The 17202-nt window shown below is 42.2% G+C and carries 12 protein-coding genes; 6 read left to right on the top strand and 6 right to left on the bottom strand.

Going from position 1 to position 17202, the window contains the following annotated elements:
- Positions 1-57: 57 nt before the first annotated feature.
- On the top strand, positions 58-1260 hold the full coding sequence (locus AC1MCB_RS14225; protein WP_479965370.1) for an MFS transporter: 1203 nt from the start codon (positions 58-60) through the stop codon (positions 1258-1260).
- Here the strand turns inward: AC1MCB_RS14225 and crcB are convergent.
- Genes crcB through AC1MCB_RS14210 form a run of 3 tightly spaced genes read right to left on the bottom strand, consistent with a single transcriptional unit; the run spans position 1222 to position 3878 of the window.
- Complete coding sequence (crcB, locus tag AC1MCB_RS14220) at positions 1222-1596, bottom strand: fluoride efflux transporter CrcB (protein ID WP_479965369.1); 375 nt, start codon at positions 1594-1596, stop codon at positions 1222-1224. The two genes, AC1MCB_RS14225 and crcB, sit on opposite strands and share 39 nt — an antisense overlap.
- Before the next feature lie 12 nt (positions 1597-1608).
- Positions 1609-2901, bottom strand: coding sequence for an HAD-IB family phosphatase (locus tag AC1MCB_RS14215; protein WP_479965368.1), 1293 nt, complete (start codon positions 2899-2901; stop codon positions 1609-1611).
- Positions 2898-3878 (bottom strand): NAD-dependent epimerase/dehydratase family protein, encoded by a 981-nt coding sequence (locus AC1MCB_RS14210; protein WP_479965367.1) that lies wholly within the window; start codon positions 3876-3878, stop codon positions 2898-2900. The genes AC1MCB_RS14215 and AC1MCB_RS14210 overlap by 4 nt, the downstream gene beginning before the upstream one ends.
- Positions 3879-3995: 117 nt before the next feature.
- Here AC1MCB_RS14210 and AC1MCB_RS14205 point away from each other — a divergent pair, with 117 nt between their 5' ends.
- Together AC1MCB_RS14205 and AC1MCB_RS14200 are read left to right on the top strand one after the other, a co-directional pair.
- On the top strand, positions 3996-5177 hold the full coding sequence (locus AC1MCB_RS14205; protein ID WP_479965366.1) for a formimidoylglutamase: 1182 nt from the start codon (positions 3996-3998) through the stop codon (positions 5175-5177).
- A gap of 102 nt (positions 5178-5279) precedes the next feature.
- Positions 5280-6950, top strand: coding sequence for a sodium/sugar symporter (locus AC1MCB_RS14200; protein ID WP_479965365.1), 1671 nt, complete (start codon positions 5280-5282; stop codon positions 6948-6950).
- 176 nt (positions 6951-7126) lie between these two features.
- Here AC1MCB_RS14200 and AC1MCB_RS14195 read toward each other — a convergent pair whose 3' ends face one another.
- Positions 7127-8296, bottom strand: coding sequence for a galactokinase (locus AC1MCB_RS14195; RefSeq protein WP_479965364.1), 1170 nt, complete (start codon positions 8294-8296; stop codon positions 7127-7129).
- 155 nt (positions 8297-8451) lie between these two features.
- Here AC1MCB_RS14195 and AC1MCB_RS14190 point away from each other — a divergent pair, with 155 nt between their 5' ends.
- Positions 8452-9582, top strand: a complete 1131-nt coding sequence (locus AC1MCB_RS14190) for a redoxin domain-containing protein (RefSeq protein WP_479965363.1) — start codon at positions 8452-8454, stop codon at positions 9580-9582.
- 221 nt (positions 9583-9803) lie between these two features.
- Here the strand turns inward: AC1MCB_RS14190 and AC1MCB_RS14185 are convergent, their stop codons facing one another.
- Positions 9804-10565 carry an NYN domain-containing protein gene (locus AC1MCB_RS14185; RefSeq protein WP_479965362.1) on the bottom strand — a complete coding sequence of 254 codons (762 nt, stop codon included), beginning with the start codon at positions 10563-10565 and terminating at the stop codon, positions 9804-9806.
- A 380-nt stretch (positions 10566-10945) separates the two neighbouring features.
- Here AC1MCB_RS14185 and AC1MCB_RS14180 point away from each other — a divergent pair, with 380 nt between their 5' ends.
- Positions 10946-11974: a hypothetical protein gene (locus AC1MCB_RS14180; protein WP_479965361.1), complete on the top strand. Its 1029-nt coding sequence runs from the start codon at positions 10946-10948 to the stop codon at positions 11972-11974.
- Between the two features lie 84 nt (positions 11975-12058).
- Here the strand turns inward: AC1MCB_RS14180 and purD are convergent, their stop codons facing one another.
- Positions 12059-13333 (bottom strand): phosphoribosylamine--glycine ligase, encoded by a 1275-nt coding sequence (gene purD / locus AC1MCB_RS14175; protein ID WP_479965360.1) that lies wholly within the window; start codon positions 13331-13333, stop codon positions 12059-12061.
- 564 nt (positions 13334-13897) lie between these two features.
- On the opposite strand from purD, the gene secA reads away from it, so the two are divergent.
- Positions 13898-17200 carry a preprotein translocase subunit SecA gene (gene secA, locus AC1MCB_RS14170; protein ID WP_479965359.1) on the top strand — a complete coding sequence of 1101 codons (3303 nt, stop codon included), beginning with the start codon at positions 13898-13900 and terminating at the stop codon, positions 17198-17200.
- The last annotated feature ends 2 nt before the right edge of the window (positions 17201-17202 follow it).

Here is a 17202-nt window from a genome sequence, read left to right as displayed (position 1 = left end):
TGTTTTGAGTCTGATAATATTATGTATCTTCTGAAAAGATAGTAGTATTTTAATGGAGTGAAAATATTAACCCGCACAGTCTGGATTCTGTCGGTGGTGAGCTTGCTGACGGATGTTTCCAGCGAGATGTTATACCCGGTGATGCCGGTTTATTTGCGGCATATAGGATTTTCGATAGCGCTGATAGGTGTTTTAGAAGGTTTTGCAGAAGCTCTGGCAGGCTTAAGCAAAGGCTATTTCGGTCAGTTGTCTGACCGGATGGGTAGGCGGATGCCTTTTGTACAGGCTGGTTATTTTCTTAGCGCGATTTCAAAACCGATGATGGTTGTGTTTATATATCCATGGTGGATATTTCTGGCTCGCAGTATTGACCGCCTTGGTAAGGGTTTGCGCACCGGTGCGCGTGATGCTGTTTTATCTGATGAAAGTACGTCGGCAAACAAGGCACTGGTTTTTGGCTTTCATCGATCGATGGATACAACAGGAGCTGTATTGGGACCCGCTCTTGCATTGTTATTTTTGTATTTCTATCCGGGCAACTACATTTTACTATTCATGCTGGCATTCATTCCGGGTTTTCTGGGTGTTTTAACAACGTTTTTCCTAAAGGAAAAACGAAATCAAAGAGCATTTGAAAGAACTGAAAAGCTTTTTTCTTTTTTTTCTTTTGTGCGATACTGGAAAGACAGCCCGCCGGCTTACCGTCACTTGCTGAGGGGTTTACTGGCATTTGCGATCATTAACAGCTCTGATGTCTTCTTACTATTGATGATGAAGGAGCAGGGGCTTAGTGATACCGCTGTGATCGGAACTTATATATTTTACAATCTGGTGTATGCGTTAAGTGCCTACCCCGCAGGGATCATTGCCGACAAAATAGGGCGTAAGCGTATACTCATTGCTGGCCTGTTCGTGTTTATGCTCGTTTATGTGGGTATGGCTTTTAATACGACAAATGCAGGTTTCTTCCTGATCTTCTTGTTGTATGGTGTTTATGCGGCATGCACAGAAGGTACTTCAAAAGCTATGATCACTAATATTGCCGAAAGGAAAGATACTGCCACTGCAATTGGAACTTTCTCCGCTTTTAGCAGCCTTTGCACCTTGGTTGCCAGTTCTGTGGCCGGGCTGCTATGGTATCAATTTGGCGCCAGGGCTTTATTCTTATTTTCTGCAACCGGCGCTCTGCTGGTGATATGCTATTTTCTTATTGATCGATACTTATCCCAAAGCTTTTACAGCGAAAATGCCGAGATATAAACCGGATACGCTTAAAGCGAAGTTCAATATAATATTACTTAGCGCTAATCCCTGATGACCACTCTTGAAGAGCTCCACCGTCTCAAATGTAAATGCTGAATAGGTGCTAAACCCGCCACAAAAGCCAGTGATAAGCAGCAGCTTAAGTGAGTAATTTAGATTCAGTTTGTTAACTCCAAGCATGATGACAGCTCCAAAGACAAGGCAGCTTAAAAAGTTAGCTGTCAGCGTTGCCACTGGAAAGTGGGGTTGCCAGTTCTTGTAAATTTTACCGATCAGAAAGCGGGCTACACTACCTAGACCACCACCTGCAAACACTAGTAAGAAATCCTTCATGCCATAATTTCTTTAATAGAGAATTCTAAATTTAATGGTGTGATCGATCTGCCTGAGATCTTTGAGGACTTGTTTGTCGTACTCGGAGTTTACATCAGTAATGGCATAACCGATGCTGGCATTAGTCATCAAGAACTGTCCTACAATGTTGATGTTATGATGTGCAAAAACGCGGTTTATTTGTGCCATAATACCGGGCACGTTCTTGTGAATATGAATAAGCCTGTGAGCCCCAGACATTCTTGGGAGCTGCAGCTGGGGAAAATTTGAGCTTAAGTGTGTGTCGCCCTGGTTAATGAACCGGGCCATTCGCTTCGGTATAAATTCCGCGTTTCTTGAGTTGTTTTTCGGATCATCAAAAATCACGACTCCTAACCGGGTAGAAATCTCGTGCGAAAGCTTTTGCTTACTGTTACCGAGGTAGCCAATGGTTTTTAGCTTAACGGCCCGTTCCAATTTTTCAGGTTCAATAGTCTCCCCGTTTCCCAACAGCATCATACCCACATCGGCAACGTACTTTTCCTCAAAGCTGGTTTTTTGACGGATTGAGAACCCGTCTTTCTTTAATATTTGCACTGATTCTTCCGGAACATTGCCAATAATAAGGCATAGGATACGGTTTTTAGGATAAGAAATAGCCCTGGGCAAATTGTTGATGTATAAAAATTCATCGAAGCTAGGGGTCACGTGATCTGCTTTTTCGGTGACCGTTTTGCGTTCTATGTTTTCGGTAAAGGCGTAGAACTTTTTAATCATACCGAACTCTTTTAGCTGGAAATCGGAGTGACCGTCGCCAATACCATAAATTTCGCCAGGTAAGTTCAGCGTTTTCAAGAGTCTTACTTTCCCTCCTTCGTCTGAAAGGGGGTTATCTGAGTCGTAACCAATAATATTCCCGTCTACATCAAATAGAAATGTGTTTGCATAGATATTTTCTTTCGGAATATGGTAAGGAGTAACAACAGGCGTGATGAACTCTTTAAAACCGCCCGATACGATCAGCACATCATCAGCATGTTTTTTAAAAAACTCTTTGTTCCTTAGGAAGGAGGCGGAGACCTTCTTTTTGAGCCTTGTAACTAGTTGCTTTAAATGATCAGTGTTTGCATGTAATAAAGCGACGCGCTTGGTCAAACTTTCACGGAAAGACATCTTCCCCTCCATTGCAGCATTTGTCAGATCTTCAATCTCTTTAAAGACGGCTTCTTTATCCGGACGGTTCTTTAATGAAATTCTAACTAATTCGTCCAGGGCTTCAACCTGGGTGAAAGTGCTGTCAAAATCGATGATATAGTATTTTTTCAATGTATTTTAAGATTATAATGACCGTTGCAAATTGCAGTGATGCTTTCGCTAACTGGTTTAAAGCGAATATTTAAGGCTTCCGTTATCTTCCTGTTGGAATATTTCGGCATTTTAAAAGCACTGGTTATGATTTCCTTTGTGATTGCTTGCTCTTTCCCCGTAAACGCTTTTGCGATTGATGAGACTAAAAAGCCGGCTTTAAATATCCATGGATTGAGTTTAATAGCCGGAGGTGTTAAACCATAACCATTTGCTATTGACGTGAACAAATCGCGGTAGGTCATATTTTCTGAGTTGATGATAAACCGATCGGTCTGGATCTCGCTGTCCATCAGCTGAATCATAATTCTCGCAACATCCTCTACGTCCACCAATCCGCACGAGCCGCCAGGATAGAATTTTAACCCTTTGCGCACTGTTTCGAATAATTGCCCGCTGCCTTCACTTCCAGCACTTTTACCGATAATGATTGATGGATTAACAATCACCGCATTTAAACCTTCTGCGATTCCGCGGAACACCTCCATTTCGCTTTCATATTTTGATATGGAGTAATTGCTTTGCGTTTTATTGAACTGCCAATGGTCATCTTCACTACTGGGGTCACCACTTTTGTTTTGTCCTATGGTGCTTACCGAACTTGCATGAACTAACTTTCTCACCTTATTTTCAAGGCAGAGATTAACCAGGTGGGCGGTACCCTCTACGTTGACCTTGAACAGTTTTTTCTTATCCTCTTTGCGGAATGATATCAGAGCAGCACAATGATAAACCTCAGTGACATCTTCCATCGCTTCTTTCAGAGTATAGTAATCAATAACATCACCATCACGCCAATCAATAGAAGTGTGTTCTGATAAAATTGACGGAATAACCGATGATTCCCGCTTTAATGCCCTGACAGGTTTGCCTTGCTGCAACAACTGTCTGACCAGTTCAGAGCCTAGAAATCCGGTTGCGCCTGTTACTAAGATCATTTATAGGAATGTTAGAATTTGCTTTCAAAAGTAAATGAATAAAATAGATATTTGCCCATAGTTGAAGGTTGTGTGTTCTGCGTGCAATCCTTATTTGAATTCCTTTATACTGCATCGATGTCGTTAGCTGATTTTTTATCGCCCATAAGTCTTGATAAATTAACTCCAAAAGAAGGTTTTTATCTGAGCCAGATGGGTGATAAGCTGGAAATCCATAGTCATGATTTCCCTGATCTGGAGAATAATAAATACGACATTGCTTTAATTGGAGTACTTGAAGACCGGAACGCAGTTAATAACCAGGGAACGGCGCTTGCTCCGGATCATATAAGGGAAAGATTTTATACGCTTTTCCAGGGTGATTATTCGACTAAAATAGTTGATCTGGGGAATATAAAGCCAGGGGCAAAAGTTTCAGATACGTATGTAGCCTTGAAGATGGTGATTGCCGAGCTGGTTAAAAGAGATATCCTTCCGGTGATTCTGGGAGGGGGACAAGACCTGACCTACGCTCAGTATATGGCTTATGAAGAGCTCGAGCAAAAAGTTGATCTCTTAGTAATTGATTCTCACTTTGATATAGACGAAAATAAAGAGGGAACCATTGAAACCGCCTCGACGTCATATCTTAACAAGATATTGCTGCACGAGCCTAATTATCTTTTTAACTTCAGCAATATGGGTTTCCAAACTTATTTTGTCAGCCAGGATTCGTTGAAGGTAATGGATAAGTTATATTTTGATGTGCATCGTTTAGGTGATGTGTATGGAAATGTAAGCCGGACAGAACCAATAATCCGAAATGCAAATATGGTGAGTTTTGATATTTCTGCAATCCGCTCATCGGATGCAGGTGGGAACGCTAACTCGACTCCGAATGGTTTCTATGGCGAAGAGGCCTGTCAGATCTGCCGGTATGCAGGCATGAATGATAAGCTCACATCGATTGGCTTTTATGAATTCAACCCAGCATTTGACCGGAATGGCCAAACAGCATTATTACTGGCGCAGATGCTCTGGTATTTTGTGGATGGGTTCTATAATCGCAAAAAAGATTTCCCGTTGCAACCGAAATCTCAATACATCATCTACAGGGCCAATATGAAAGACGGCTCACACGAGCTAATTTTTGTAAAAAGTAAGAAGACAGATCGCTGGTGGATGCAGGTTCCATACCCCACCGGAATTTCTATGAATGAACGTTATCATATGGTTCCGTGTGGCTACGAAGATTACCAAACAGCTGTAGGCGGCGAAATGCCGGACCTTTGGTGGCGTACTTTTCAGAAGTTAAGTTAAGGGTTGTAGAAAAGTTTAAGAGACCGTATTAAGATTTAATTAATTTTTCTACATTCAGTCTTTTAAGTTAACCCAGTTTCACCTAACCAGATACAGCCATTCATGAATAGACTTCAGACTGCCGACTATGTAGTTTTTTTTATTTACTTCATCATTGTTTCATCATACGGCTGGTGGGTCTATCGTCAAAAGCAGTCGAAAAAGGAGAATTCAAAAGATTTTTTTCTAGCTAAAGATAGTCTGACGTGGTGGGCTATCGGCGCTTCGCTAATTGCCTCAAATATTTCGGCAGAACAATTTATTGGCATGAGCGGCTCCGGCTTTAAGATGGGATTAGCGATTGCTACCTACGAATGGATGGCTGCCTTTTCGCTGATCATAGTTGCCGTTTTCTTCATTCCCGTCTATTTAAAGAATAAGATTTATACTATGCCGCAATTCCTGAACCAGCGGTATAATGCCACTGTATCTATGATCATGGCGGTGTTCTGGCTGCTTCTCTATGTTGTGGTGAACCTTACTTCGATCTTATACCTTGGGGCACTGGCTATAAACAGCATCTCTGGAATCAATCTTACGGCCTGTATGTACCTGCTGGGCGTTTTCGCTATCATTATTACCCTTGGCGGGATGAAAGTTATCGGATATACTGATGTGATCCAGGTGTTCTTCCTGATCCTGGGCGGTCTGGCAACAACATATTTGGCATTAGACCTTGTGGCTACGCATTTTGGTACTCCAGGTGTTTTAAATGGATTTAGTCTTTTAACGGAAAAGGCTGATGATCATTTCCATATGATCTTCAAGAAAGAAAATGTCAATTATTCTGATCTGCCCGGATTAAGTGTGCTGATCGGAGGGATGCTTATCGTCAATCTGAATTATTGGGGATGTAATCAATATATAACACAGCGCGCACTTGGCGCTGATCTTAAGACGGCGCGCACAGGAATTCTATTTGCTGCATTCTTGAAAATGCTGATGCCTTTGATCGTAGTCATTCCGGGTATTGCAGCTTTTGTTTTATATCAGGAAGGAAACTTTCAGTCGGAGATGTTGCAGGGCGGGGAGGTGAATCCTGACAGAGCCTACCCTGTACTCTTGAATTTGCTTCCACAGGGATTGAAAGGCTTGTCATTTGCCGCACTCACTGCAGCTATTGTTGCTTCGTTAGCAGGTAAAGCGAATAGTATTGCCACGATATTTACGCTGGATATTTATAAGAAGATTATCAACAAAGATGCGAACGAACCCCGCCAGGTAAACATCGGCCGTATCACAGTTGTGGTTTCTATGCTTATGGCCATCCTGATAGCCCCGTATATGGGAATTGATAAAAAGGGGGGATTCCAATACATTCAGGAGTATACAGGTTTTGTATCACCGGGTGTTTTCGCGATGTTCATCCTTGGTTTCTTCTGGAAGAAAACAACATCCAATGCCGCACTTTTCGCTACCATTGGAGGATTTATTCTTTCGGTGGTTTTTAAAGCCATGCCGGCATATGTAGATCTGTCGTTCCTGGAACCAATGGGTTTTGCGGTTGCCAACGCCAGTGGAGTGTATGAAATTCCATTTATTGACCGTATGGGCTTTGTTTTCGCTATTTGTGTGATCGTGATGTACTTCATCAGTATTTATGAAACCCGCAATGGTGTTAATCCAAAAGGTCTTGAAATTGATAAAGGTATGTTTAAGACTGCTCCCGCATTTACAGTAGGTGCTGTGATCGTACTCGGGCTGCTCGTTGCTTTGTACTCTATTTACTGGTAGTGGCGCTCACAGACGGTTTGGACAAAATTTAAAACTTTCTGTTGGCTCCTTGCAACTAAAATAAGTTTTAACCTTTCATGGTGCCTGTATTGGCCGTTTAATCAGCATCTCTTAAGTTTTAAAATCTAAGAGATGCTGCTTAATTAAACCTTATCTTTTTTGGTGTTCAAACGCAGCTAGATCAAGCTGGTTCCATTTTGAATACTGGCTATATATACCTGTACATCTCTGCCCGTCAGTGCCTTATATCCAGCGGTCACATGTTCGATAAGCTCGTCAACCGCTTCTTTTTTGACCAGATTGATAGTACAGCCTCCAAAACCGCCACCCATCATTCGGGCACCTAATATACCCGAATTGCCGGTAACCAGGTTTACCAGGTGATCAAGCTCCGGGCAACTCACTTCGTATAGGTCGCGCAGACCCGCATGTGTTTCGAACATACGCTGGCCAAAGGCTTTCAAGTCATTTTTCTCGAGGTCTTCACATCCGTCCAGAAGACGCTGTATTTCGGAAACTACATAATGACATCGGTTATAGGTTTCCTCGTTAACAGGCTTTACGTAAGCCAACAGCATTTCTTCTGTAGCGTCGCGTAAACTTTTTACTTCAGGATTATGTTTGCTGATCAACGCGACTCCTTTCTCACACTGCGCCCGGCGGTCATTGTATGCTGAGGACGCCAGGGAGTGTTTTACCTGTGTGTCGAATAGAACGATTTCAATATCATCATCATTAAACGGGATATAAGTGTATTCCAGGCTGCGGCAATCAAGACGAATAAGGTTCTTTTCGCGGCCGAAAACACTGGCAAACTGGTCCATAATACCACAGTTCACACCTACAAACTGGTTTTCGGCTGCCTGGCCCATTTTAACAATCTCGATCTTGCTAAATCCGAAGTTGAAAAGCTCGTTAAAGGCGAATCCGGCAGCGCACTCCAGGGCTGCGGAGGAAGATAGCCCTGCACCGGTTGGAATATCTCCTCCAAAAACCAGGTTGAATCCGGAAAAGGTAGCGCCGGCTTTTTGAAGTTGCTCAACGACACCTAAAATATAGTCTGGCCATAATTTACCGGAGCGGTTAATTGCTTCAAGAGTAGTTTTATACTGATCATCGTAATCAAAAGATACCAGGTGGATTTCATTGTCTTCACGCTTTTGAACACCTAGGTATATTGCTTTACTTATAGCTGCGGGAAGCACAAAGCCCATATTGTAATCAGTGTGCTCTCCAATCAGGTTTACTCTGCCGGGCGAGCGTACAAGCAACGGGCTCTGCTGGTAAACAACTTTGAAATGTTTTTTAATTTTCTCAGGATATTCAGAAGAAATATGGTCAGTCATTATATTAAAATTATGAACGTTAATTACAATAATTTACTCCAGGTTTTGTTCTTAAGCAAAGCCTCTGATTTGTCACACTTTACATTGTGTAAGGTATCATATTTCCGGAAACCATTTTTATCAGCATCTTTACTTTTATAATTATACTCAAATTAATGAAATTCATAAAATTCATAAGCTTTGCTTTTTTTGCTTTGAGCGCATTATCTGCGGTTGCTCAGAAAAGAACCTTCGAAATTGAAGGAACCACTGGTTCGAGTGGAATTAGCAAACTATATTTTGTGGTGGGAAATTTTCAGAATTTACCTACAGCTAAAGCTCGGGAAATCGTAGTTAAGAATGGTGCCTTTAGCATTACAGGTGATGTATCTGAGCCTGTACCGGGGTTCCTTTCATTAACTGAGAAACTTCAGCCCGGAACAGATCAGTCCTTTCAATTTATTCTGGACGCAGGGAAAATCAATGTTACTATTAACGACAAGCTTGCTACAGCTTTGGTAAAGGGTTCGCAGGCAAATAACGATTTTCAAAAGTTTAACACAGGCCAGGCAAAATACACAGAACTTTTTGCCCGGTTAAACACAGAAGCACAGGCAGAGCTCACTAGTGGAGTCGCTGCAGATTCGGTGCAGTTGAAGTACGGGCCGGTTTTTAGTAAAGCACAGGAAGAGATGATCAGCTTCCAGCAGGGTTTTATCGTGCAGAATCCAAACGCTTATATCTCGTTGCTGATTCTCCCGCAATTGGGACAGCTAACAGGCAATTATATTAAAGCCGATTCTCTATTTAATAGCCTGAGTCCACAGATAAAGTCCGGCAAATCAGCTATTGAAATTCATAAATACATTGAAAAGGAAAAAAAGACGTCCATAGGTGCCATCGCTCCTGATTTTAATTTAGCAGATACGACTGGGAAGAAGGTCGCTTTAAGTTCTGTGAAAGGCAAATACGTTCTTCTCGACTTTTGGGCTTCATGGTGTGGTCCCTGCCGGCAGGAAAATCCGAATGTCGTGTCTGCTTATAATACTTTCAAGAATAAAGGGTTTACCGTCTTCGGCGTTTCATTGGATCGCGAAAAGAAAAACTGGCTGAATGCAATAAAAACCGATCAGCTTACCTGGAGCCATGTATCAGACCTTAAATACTGGTCAAGTGAAGCTGCGGTGTTATACGGGATTACTGCCATTCCTCGTAATTTCCTTTTAGATCCAAAGGGAAAGATAATTGCACGTGATTTGCGAGGCCCTGCATTGATTGAGAAGCTAACTGAAGTTTTAAAGAACTAGATTTCTCACAAAGCCTGCCATGATTTTCCTGCGTGGTTGGTAGTGCATATTCTATCAGTGTCCAACCGCATTGTAGTTCTTTTAGCACCAATCACCCTTCGGAAAAGATAGTCAAGAACGAGATTGCAAGTTTAATTTTTCTATTTACCAACCTCTAACTTGATGTTTGCTCACGGTAAAACTGAACTTCCACGTCCTTCTAAGCAACAATGGATAGGACATTAGTTTCCTTTTTTTCTGACGTAAATATGTTTGATGTTAATCTTCCCGCTGTCGCGTTCATCGATCTCAAACTTATTCATGCTTCTGATTAGGGGGAGCATTTTAGGAAACCCATAATTTCGTGGATCAAAGTCAGGCTTTTTCTTTAGCATAAGGTTACCTAATTCTCCTAAAAAGGCCCAGCCTCCCTCATCTGCGAGATCTGTTATACTATCGGAAAGTAGTCGGATTACCTGGGGATCGATTTGATTTAAAGGCTTATTGGTTTTTGCTTTATCGTTTTTAGATGGCTTTTTACCCTGTACTTCCGGTTGTTCCTCTTTTTCCTGTTTAAGGATTTCAATATATATGAACTTGTCGCAGGCGGTTATAAAGGGGTTTAAGGTTTTTTTCTCGCCAATGCCAATCACCTTCATTCCGGCCTCTCTAAGTCGTGTTGCCAGCCTGGTAAAATCGCTGTCGCTGGAAACAATACAGAATCCGTCCACTTTCCCTGTATATAAAATATCCATAGCGTCAATAATGAGGGCACTGTCAGATGCGTTTTTGCCGGTTGAATAGCTGTATTGCTGTATGGGTGTTATGGCGTTTTCCAGGAGCACTTTCTTCCAACCCGACACTGTAGGTTTTGTCCAATCGGCATAGATCCGCTTAAAAGTGGGTGTTCCGTACTTGGCTATTTCCTCAAACATCTCTTTCACATTAGCATATGGAACGTTATCAGCATCAATTAGTACGGCCAACTTAAGGTCTTTTGTCATGGGTCAAATTTATGATTTTTATATTCTTTTAATAAAACTGCCAAGATTGCTATCCCTATGTGGTTCGAACAGAATAACTTTAAGTCAATCAATTCAATTGGAAAATATTATTATACAACTATTTTGAAATATTTTATATTAAGTAGATAAAATGAGTAGCTTTAGTTCTCTGTTCGTCATTGCTATTGCGACTATTTCTTATTCCTGAGAGTGCTAAATTTTCTTTTATGGGCGATAGCTACCAAATTCAGTTAATTAGTCGGGTGTTGGTTGGAACGTATTTTTTAATTCGTGCGGGTCCCATGTAGTCCGATCACTACCAAGTTATAGTCTCCAAAACTCTCATTTTAACTAACGTTCTCACTCCTCATTTAAATCTTATGAAATCAACTAGATTTTACGGCTGGACATTTCTGTCCTTATTTTTTATGGTGTCCTGTTTATTCTATGCTTGTAAACGAGATAATTCTGCTACACCAAGTGAGCAAAATGCTATTGCTGTGGGCGCGACTTCGGCTGTGGATTGTTCAACCTGCAGCAATGAAAATATGTACAAAACGGTTGGCAATAATGATGAGGTGGTCGGTACAGTCGCCATATGCCAGACGCTTACAGATCTAACTTTAACATTTGCCGTTTCAGGTAACGCTTCAAGGTTCTCAAAAACGGGTTACGGTATTTATACTTCTCCACCTTCAGATCTTAATCCTTCTCCAAGTGTGCTGGAAGAGGTAACCGAGCATTCAGATGTGCTGAGAACTTTTTCGTATACCATTCCCTTAAGTTCTTTAGGAGATCCGTTGACATTAGCGGGAACCACCATTTATATCGCCACTTATGCTGTTGTGCCAGGCGGCGGTGGAGGGATGGTGTGGGCTGGCAACCTGAAGCCGGAAAGCCGAAATCCAAATTCGCGTTATTTTAGTTATGTCATCAAGGAATGTGAAACACCACTACCACCTACAGGAGGTTGTTTCTTTAGCCAGGGATACTGGTTTGCCAAGCCAAATGGTTCTCAGTGGTTACCAATTACCGAGATGGAGTTTGGAGACAAATCTTATACTTATAGCCAGGCAAGGGCTATCTTTTTCAGTTCTAATGCCAAGACAGGCAAAACTGACGCGAAGCAAGCTTTTCTGCAAGGTCTAGCTTATAAACTGAGCAAGGAAGGTGGAGCAAATGGCGCTGGCGTAACAGCCTGCGACGGAGCAGACGAAGCACTGGACAGGATTGAAACTTATTTCGCTGCCATCGTAGACAAAAAAAGTGGTTTGCGTGTTCAGCAAACTGATAAAACGATTAATACTTACGGTTCAAATGCTTCTTTAAGAGCGGACGCAACCCTACTGTCCAATTGCATAGGTGCGCACCATTGCAACTCGACTGCTGACGATGCAGCTTTAAAATAAAATCTAAACGTATTGATGTAGATTGAAAAGAGCCGGCTGGAATTAGCCGGCTCTTTCAATATTTGTAAATGGTGGTTATTGCTGCTAGAACAAATCTGTTCCAATATCATGTCTATAATATCGCCCATCATAATAGATACGACCAGCATCGGCAGTTGCATTTTGAACTGCATCAAATAGATTGTCCTGCAGAGAAGTTATTGCCATCACTCTCCCGCCCGCAGTTTTAACAACCCCATTATCCAACTCAGTTCCCGCGTGGAACACTAAAGAATCGCGAACGTTATCCATGCCTGTAACTCCGCGTGCTGTTAAATAAGTGCCCGGGTAACCGCCCGCTACCAGCATCACTGTGGCGGCAACTTTGGAAGATATAATAAGTTGTTTTTCAATCAGGTTTCCTTCTGCAACTCCCATCAAAAGCTCTAGAAAATCGCTTTCAATTCTTGGAATGACGCTTTCAGTTTCCGGATCGCCCATACGGACATTGTACTCGATTACGAAAGGCTCGCCGTTTACATTCATCAAACCGATGAAGATAAAGCCTTTGTAAGGGATCTCATCTTTTTTCAATCCTTCAATAGTAGGAATAATGATACGATCCTGCACTTTAAGCATAAAGTCTTCATCTGCAAAAGGAACCGGTGAGACAGCACCCATGCCACCCGTATTTAGCCCGGTGTCGCCCTCCCCAATACGTTTATAATCTTTGGCTTCAGGTAATACTTTATAGGAGTTGCCGTCTGTTAAGACGAATACTGATAGTTCAATGCCCTGTAGAAATTCTTCGATCACCACCGTACTGCTCGCTTCTCCGAATTTCGCATCATTTAGCATGGCAGTTAATTCGGTTTCAGCGTCCTCCATAGAGGTGCATATTAGAACACCTTTGCCACCGGCCAGACCATCCGCTTTCAAAACGATCGGTAAGTTCTGAGTTTGCAGGTATGCTAAACCATCCTGTAATGTGCTTTTGGTAAAGGACCTGTAATTTGCCGTCGGAATGTTATGCCTTTGCATAAACTGTTTAGAGAAGTCCTTGCTTCCTTCCAGCTGTGCACCCCGGCGCTGAGGTCCGATAACCGGAACTGCTTTCAACTGCGGATCTTCAAGAAAATAATCATGGATACCTTTTACAAGGGGTTCTTCCGGCCCTACGATCACCATTTTAATGTTGTTTTTCAACACAAAAATTCGAATAGCGTCAAAATCAGTAATCTTGAGATTGACATTATTTCCAAACGCCCCGGTGCCGCCGTTCCCTGGTGCTATAAAGAGTTGAGAACAAAGCTGACTTTGAGAGATTTTCCATGCAAAAGCGCTTTCGCGGCCTCCGGAACCTAGTATGAGAATATTCATGGAGCAAAGATATTTTTTAGTTTGGGAAGAGAGAAACAACAGGCATTTATTTCGGATAGGCAGCTGATCAGTTCAAAACAAATTTGAAGTCCGCGCATGCTGAGTCACCTTTTCGAATTTTCGGTCACTAATGTATTAGGATCGTTCATTTTTTTAAGAGATATAATAGAGGTTTCGTAGTAGTTTCCTCGCAGTTTTTTATTAGCTGACTACTAGGAAACTACTACTAAACTACCAGGAAACCCCTGCCAGTACCCGGGCTGATGAACGCTTATTAAAAGTTGACCTAATTACGCCTGTCTTATATCCAATAACTTAGGCCCGTTTGACGAGAGCACTCTTTAATGACCTTTTACACTACTAAGTTTAACTCCGGCAAATTCGTTTCCGTTAATCGTTTACATTAATATTAAATCTCACCTGCAACGGCCAAAACTCTTATTTTAAAATAGTAATTTTGCGCACTTAAAGTGCCATGTTGGCGGATGCCGGCCCATGGCTTAATTGTTGTATAAATAGGCTTGCCCGCTTTAAAGGGCCATAAATTAACTACTGAAACAGAATATGTTAGGATTTTTAGGTAAGCTTTTTGGAAGCAAATCGTCACGGGATATAAAATTGATTCAGCCTATAGTTGAAAAAATTAAAGAAGAATATGCCAAACTCGCCGGCTTAAGCAACGATGATCTTCGTCAAAAAACGCTTGATTTCAGGGCCCGGATACAATCCGGTTTGGCAGATATAGACAGGCAGATATCAGAATTAAAAACTCAGGCGGAAGCTGAAAATCTGCCGATGAGTGAAAAAACTGAGTTGTATGACCAGGTAGACAAACTTCAGAAAGACCGGGATAAGGAACTTGAAAAAGTTTTAAAGGATATATTACCGGAAGCATTTGCGGTGATGAAGGATACGGCCCGTCGTTTCACGGAGAACAAAACGATTGAAGTTACAGCGACCCAGTTTGATAGAGAACTTGCAGCTAAAAAACCAAATGTTGTCATTCAAGCTGATAAGGCAATCCATCATAATACATGGATTGCTGCAGGCAGTGAAGTAACCTGGAACATGATTCATTATGATGTTCAGCTTGTTGGGGGTATTGTGCTGCACGAGGGTAAAATTGCCGAGATGGCTACAGGAGAAGGAAAAACTCTTGTGGGAACCTTACCGGCCTACTTAAACGCTCTGGCCGGACAAGGAGTTCATATAGTAACGGTGAATGATTACCTGGCACGTCGTGACTCTGAGTGGAACGGACCTTTATTTGAGTTTCATGGCTTGAGCGTTGATTGCATCGATAAGCATCAGCCAAATTCGGATGAACGCCGTAAAGCTTATCTTGCTGACATTACGTTTGGTACCAATAATGAGTTTGGTTTTGATTACCTGCGTGACAATATGACGCAATCTCCGGAAAGCTTGGTGCAGCGTAAACTGCATTTTGCCATGGTGGATGAGGTGGATTCGGTTCTGATTGACGATGCTCGTACGCCACTGATCATATCCGGACCAATACCGCGGGGTGATGAGCACGAGTTCTATGATTTAAAGCCACGTATCGAGCGCCTTGTTAATCACCAGAAAAGTTATATCACAGGCGTATTAAATGACGCAAAGAAGGCGATTGCGAATGGTAAGACCGGGCATGAAGATGGCGGACTTGCATTGCTTCGGGCTCACAGAGGATTGCCGAAAACTAAAGCGCTAATAAAATTCTTAAGTGAGTCAGGTATTAAGCAGGTTCTTACTAAGAGTGAAAATTATTACATGCAGGATCAGGGCAAGGAAATGCCTAAAGTTGATTCTGAATTGTTTTTTGTGATTGATGAGAAGAATAACCAGGTAGAGCTTACTGAGAAGGGTGTTGAACTGATTACAGCTGCAGGTGAAGATCCTAGTTTCTTTATTATGCCTGACGTAGGTACTGAAATTGCTGACCTGGAGAAATCAAATCTTCCTAACGAAGAAAAGATAGCCCGTAAGGATGAATTGATGCGTGATTTTTCGATTAAATCAGAGCGCATACACTCTATCAACCAGCTCTTGAAAGCTTATACCTTATTTGAGAAGGACGTAGAATATATTATTGACGAGGGAAAGATCAAGATCGTTGACGAGCAAACGGGCCGTATCATGGACGGCCGTCGTTATTCAGACGGCTTGCACCAGGCTATTGAGGCTAAGGAAAACGTTAAAGTGGAGGATGCGACTCAAACGTATGCTACCATCACTTTGCAGAATTACTTCCGTATGTATCACAAACTTTGTGGTATGACCGGTACTGCGACAACAGAGGCAGGGGAGCTTTGGCAGATCTATAAGCTGGATGTGGTAGAAATACCTACCAATGTTCAGACACAGCGGAAAGATCAGGAGGATATGGTTTACCGTACCGTTCGTGAGAAATATAACGCTGTTGCGGATGAAATAACGAAATTGACTGAGGCCGCAAGGCCGGTGCTTGTAGGTACCACGTCTGTAGAGATCTCAGAACTATTAAGCCGAATGCTTAAACTTCGGGGAATTAAACATAATGTACTGAACGCTAAACTTCACCAGAAGGAGGCAGATATTGTTGCCGAAGCAGGTAAATCAGGTACGGTTACGATCGCCACTAACATGGCTGGTCGTGGTACAGATATTAAGCTTGGTGAGGGAGTGAGGGAAGCCGGTGGTTTAGCTATTGTTGGTACAGAAAGACATGAGTCTCGTCGGGTTGACCGTCAGCTACGCGGTCGTTCAGGTCGTCAGGGAGATCCGGGTTCAACGCAATTCTTTGTATCGCTTGAAGATGACCTGATGCGTTTATTCGGTTCTGAGCGTATCTCCAATATTATGGTGCGGATGGGAATTGAAGAAGGTGAAGTGATTCAGCATTCAATGATCACTAAATCTATTGAACGTGCGCAGCGTAAGGTTGAAGAAAACAACTACGGTATCCGAAAACGTTTGCTGGAATATGATGATGTGATGAACTCGCAACGTACGGTCATTTATTCTAAACGTCGTAATGCTTTGTTCGGCGAGCGTCTGGATCTCGATTTGAACAACACTATTTTCGACGTTGTTGAGGATATCGTCACCGAGTATAAAGAGCAAAACAACTTTGAGGGATTTCAATTAGAGATCATTCGTATTTTCTCTGTAGATCCTGAAGTTGATCATAAACAATTTTCAGATACATCGATCAGCCACCTTACTGACAAAGTTTTTACAATCATTAATGACTTTTACCACCGTAAATCCGAAGGCGTTGCTCAGCAAACCTTCCCGGTATTAAAGGATGTTTTACGCGAACGAGGTGAGTACATTGAAAATATTGTAGTGCCGTTTTCAGACGGAGTCCGTTCGGTACAGGTTACTACTAATTTGAAAAAAGCTGTAGAAACTCATGGTCATGAGGTATTCAAGTCTTTTGAAAAATCCGTGGTGCTTGCATTGATAGATGAAGCCTGGAAAGAGCATTTGCGTGAGATGGATGAACTGAAGCAATCTGTACAAAATGCGGTTTACGAGCAAAAAGATCCATTGATAGTATATAAGATGGAAGCGTTTGAATTATTCAAACAAATGCTGGCTACCGTTAATAAAGACATCGTGAGCTTCCTGTTTAAGGGGAATATCCCACAACAACAGCCAGAAGAAGTGCGGGAAGCACGTCCACAACCTAAACAGGACCTTAGCAAGTTAAAAGTATCTAAACCAGAGCTTGCGCAAGCTGCCAATGGTGTTCCGGTTGATGATACCCGTGAACTTCAGAAGACCCAGCCTATCCGTGTTGAACATAAGATCGGGCGGAACGACCCTTGTCCTTGCGGCAGCGGTAAAAAATACAAGAACTGCCATGGGGTGGGCGTAGTTTAAAA

This window comes from Daejeonella sp. AP26, assembly GCF_056680515.1.
Note: the sequence above shows the minus strand (reverse complement) of the source record. Positions and strands in the feature narration are given on the sequence as shown.

Excerpts from the sequence above, each read along its gene's own strand:
- crcB (WP_479965369.1), bottom strand. The coding sequence starts at position 1,596 with ATGAAGGATTTCTTACTAGTGTTTGCAGGTGGTGGTCTAGGTAGTGTA.
- AC1MCB_RS14210 (WP_479965367.1), bottom strand. The coding sequence starts at position 3,878 with ATGATCTTAGTAACAGGCGCAACCGGATTTCTAGGCTCTGAACTGGTC.
- AC1MCB_RS14205 (WP_479965366.1), top strand. The coding sequence starts at position 3,996 with ATGTCGTTAGCTGATTTTTTATCGCCCATAAGTCTTGATAAATTAACT.
- AC1MCB_RS14200 (WP_479965365.1), top strand. The coding sequence starts at position 5,280 with ATGAATAGACTTCAGACTGCCGACTATGTAGTTTTTTTTATTTACTTC.
- AC1MCB_RS14195 (WP_479965364.1), bottom strand. The coding sequence starts at position 8,296 with ATGACTGACCATATTTCTTCTGAATATCCTGAGAAAATTAAAAAACAT.
- AC1MCB_RS14190 (WP_479965363.1), top strand. The coding sequence starts at position 8,452 with ATGAAATTCATAAAATTCATAAGCTTTGCTTTTTTTGCTTTGAGCGCA.
- AC1MCB_RS14185 (WP_479965362.1), bottom strand. The coding sequence starts at position 10,565 with ATGACAAAAGACCTTAAGTTGGCCGTACTAATTGATGCTGATAACGTT.
- AC1MCB_RS14180 (WP_479965361.1), top strand. The coding sequence starts at position 10,946 with ATGAAATCAACTAGATTTTACGGCTGGACATTTCTGTCCTTATTTTTT.
- purD (WP_479965360.1), bottom strand. The coding sequence starts at position 13,333 with ATGAATATTCTCATACTAGGTTCCGGAGGCCGCGAAAGCGCTTTTGCA.
- secA (WP_479965359.1), top strand. The coding sequence starts at position 13,898 with ATGTTAGGATTTTTAGGTAAGCTTTTTGGAAGCAAATCGTCACGGGAT.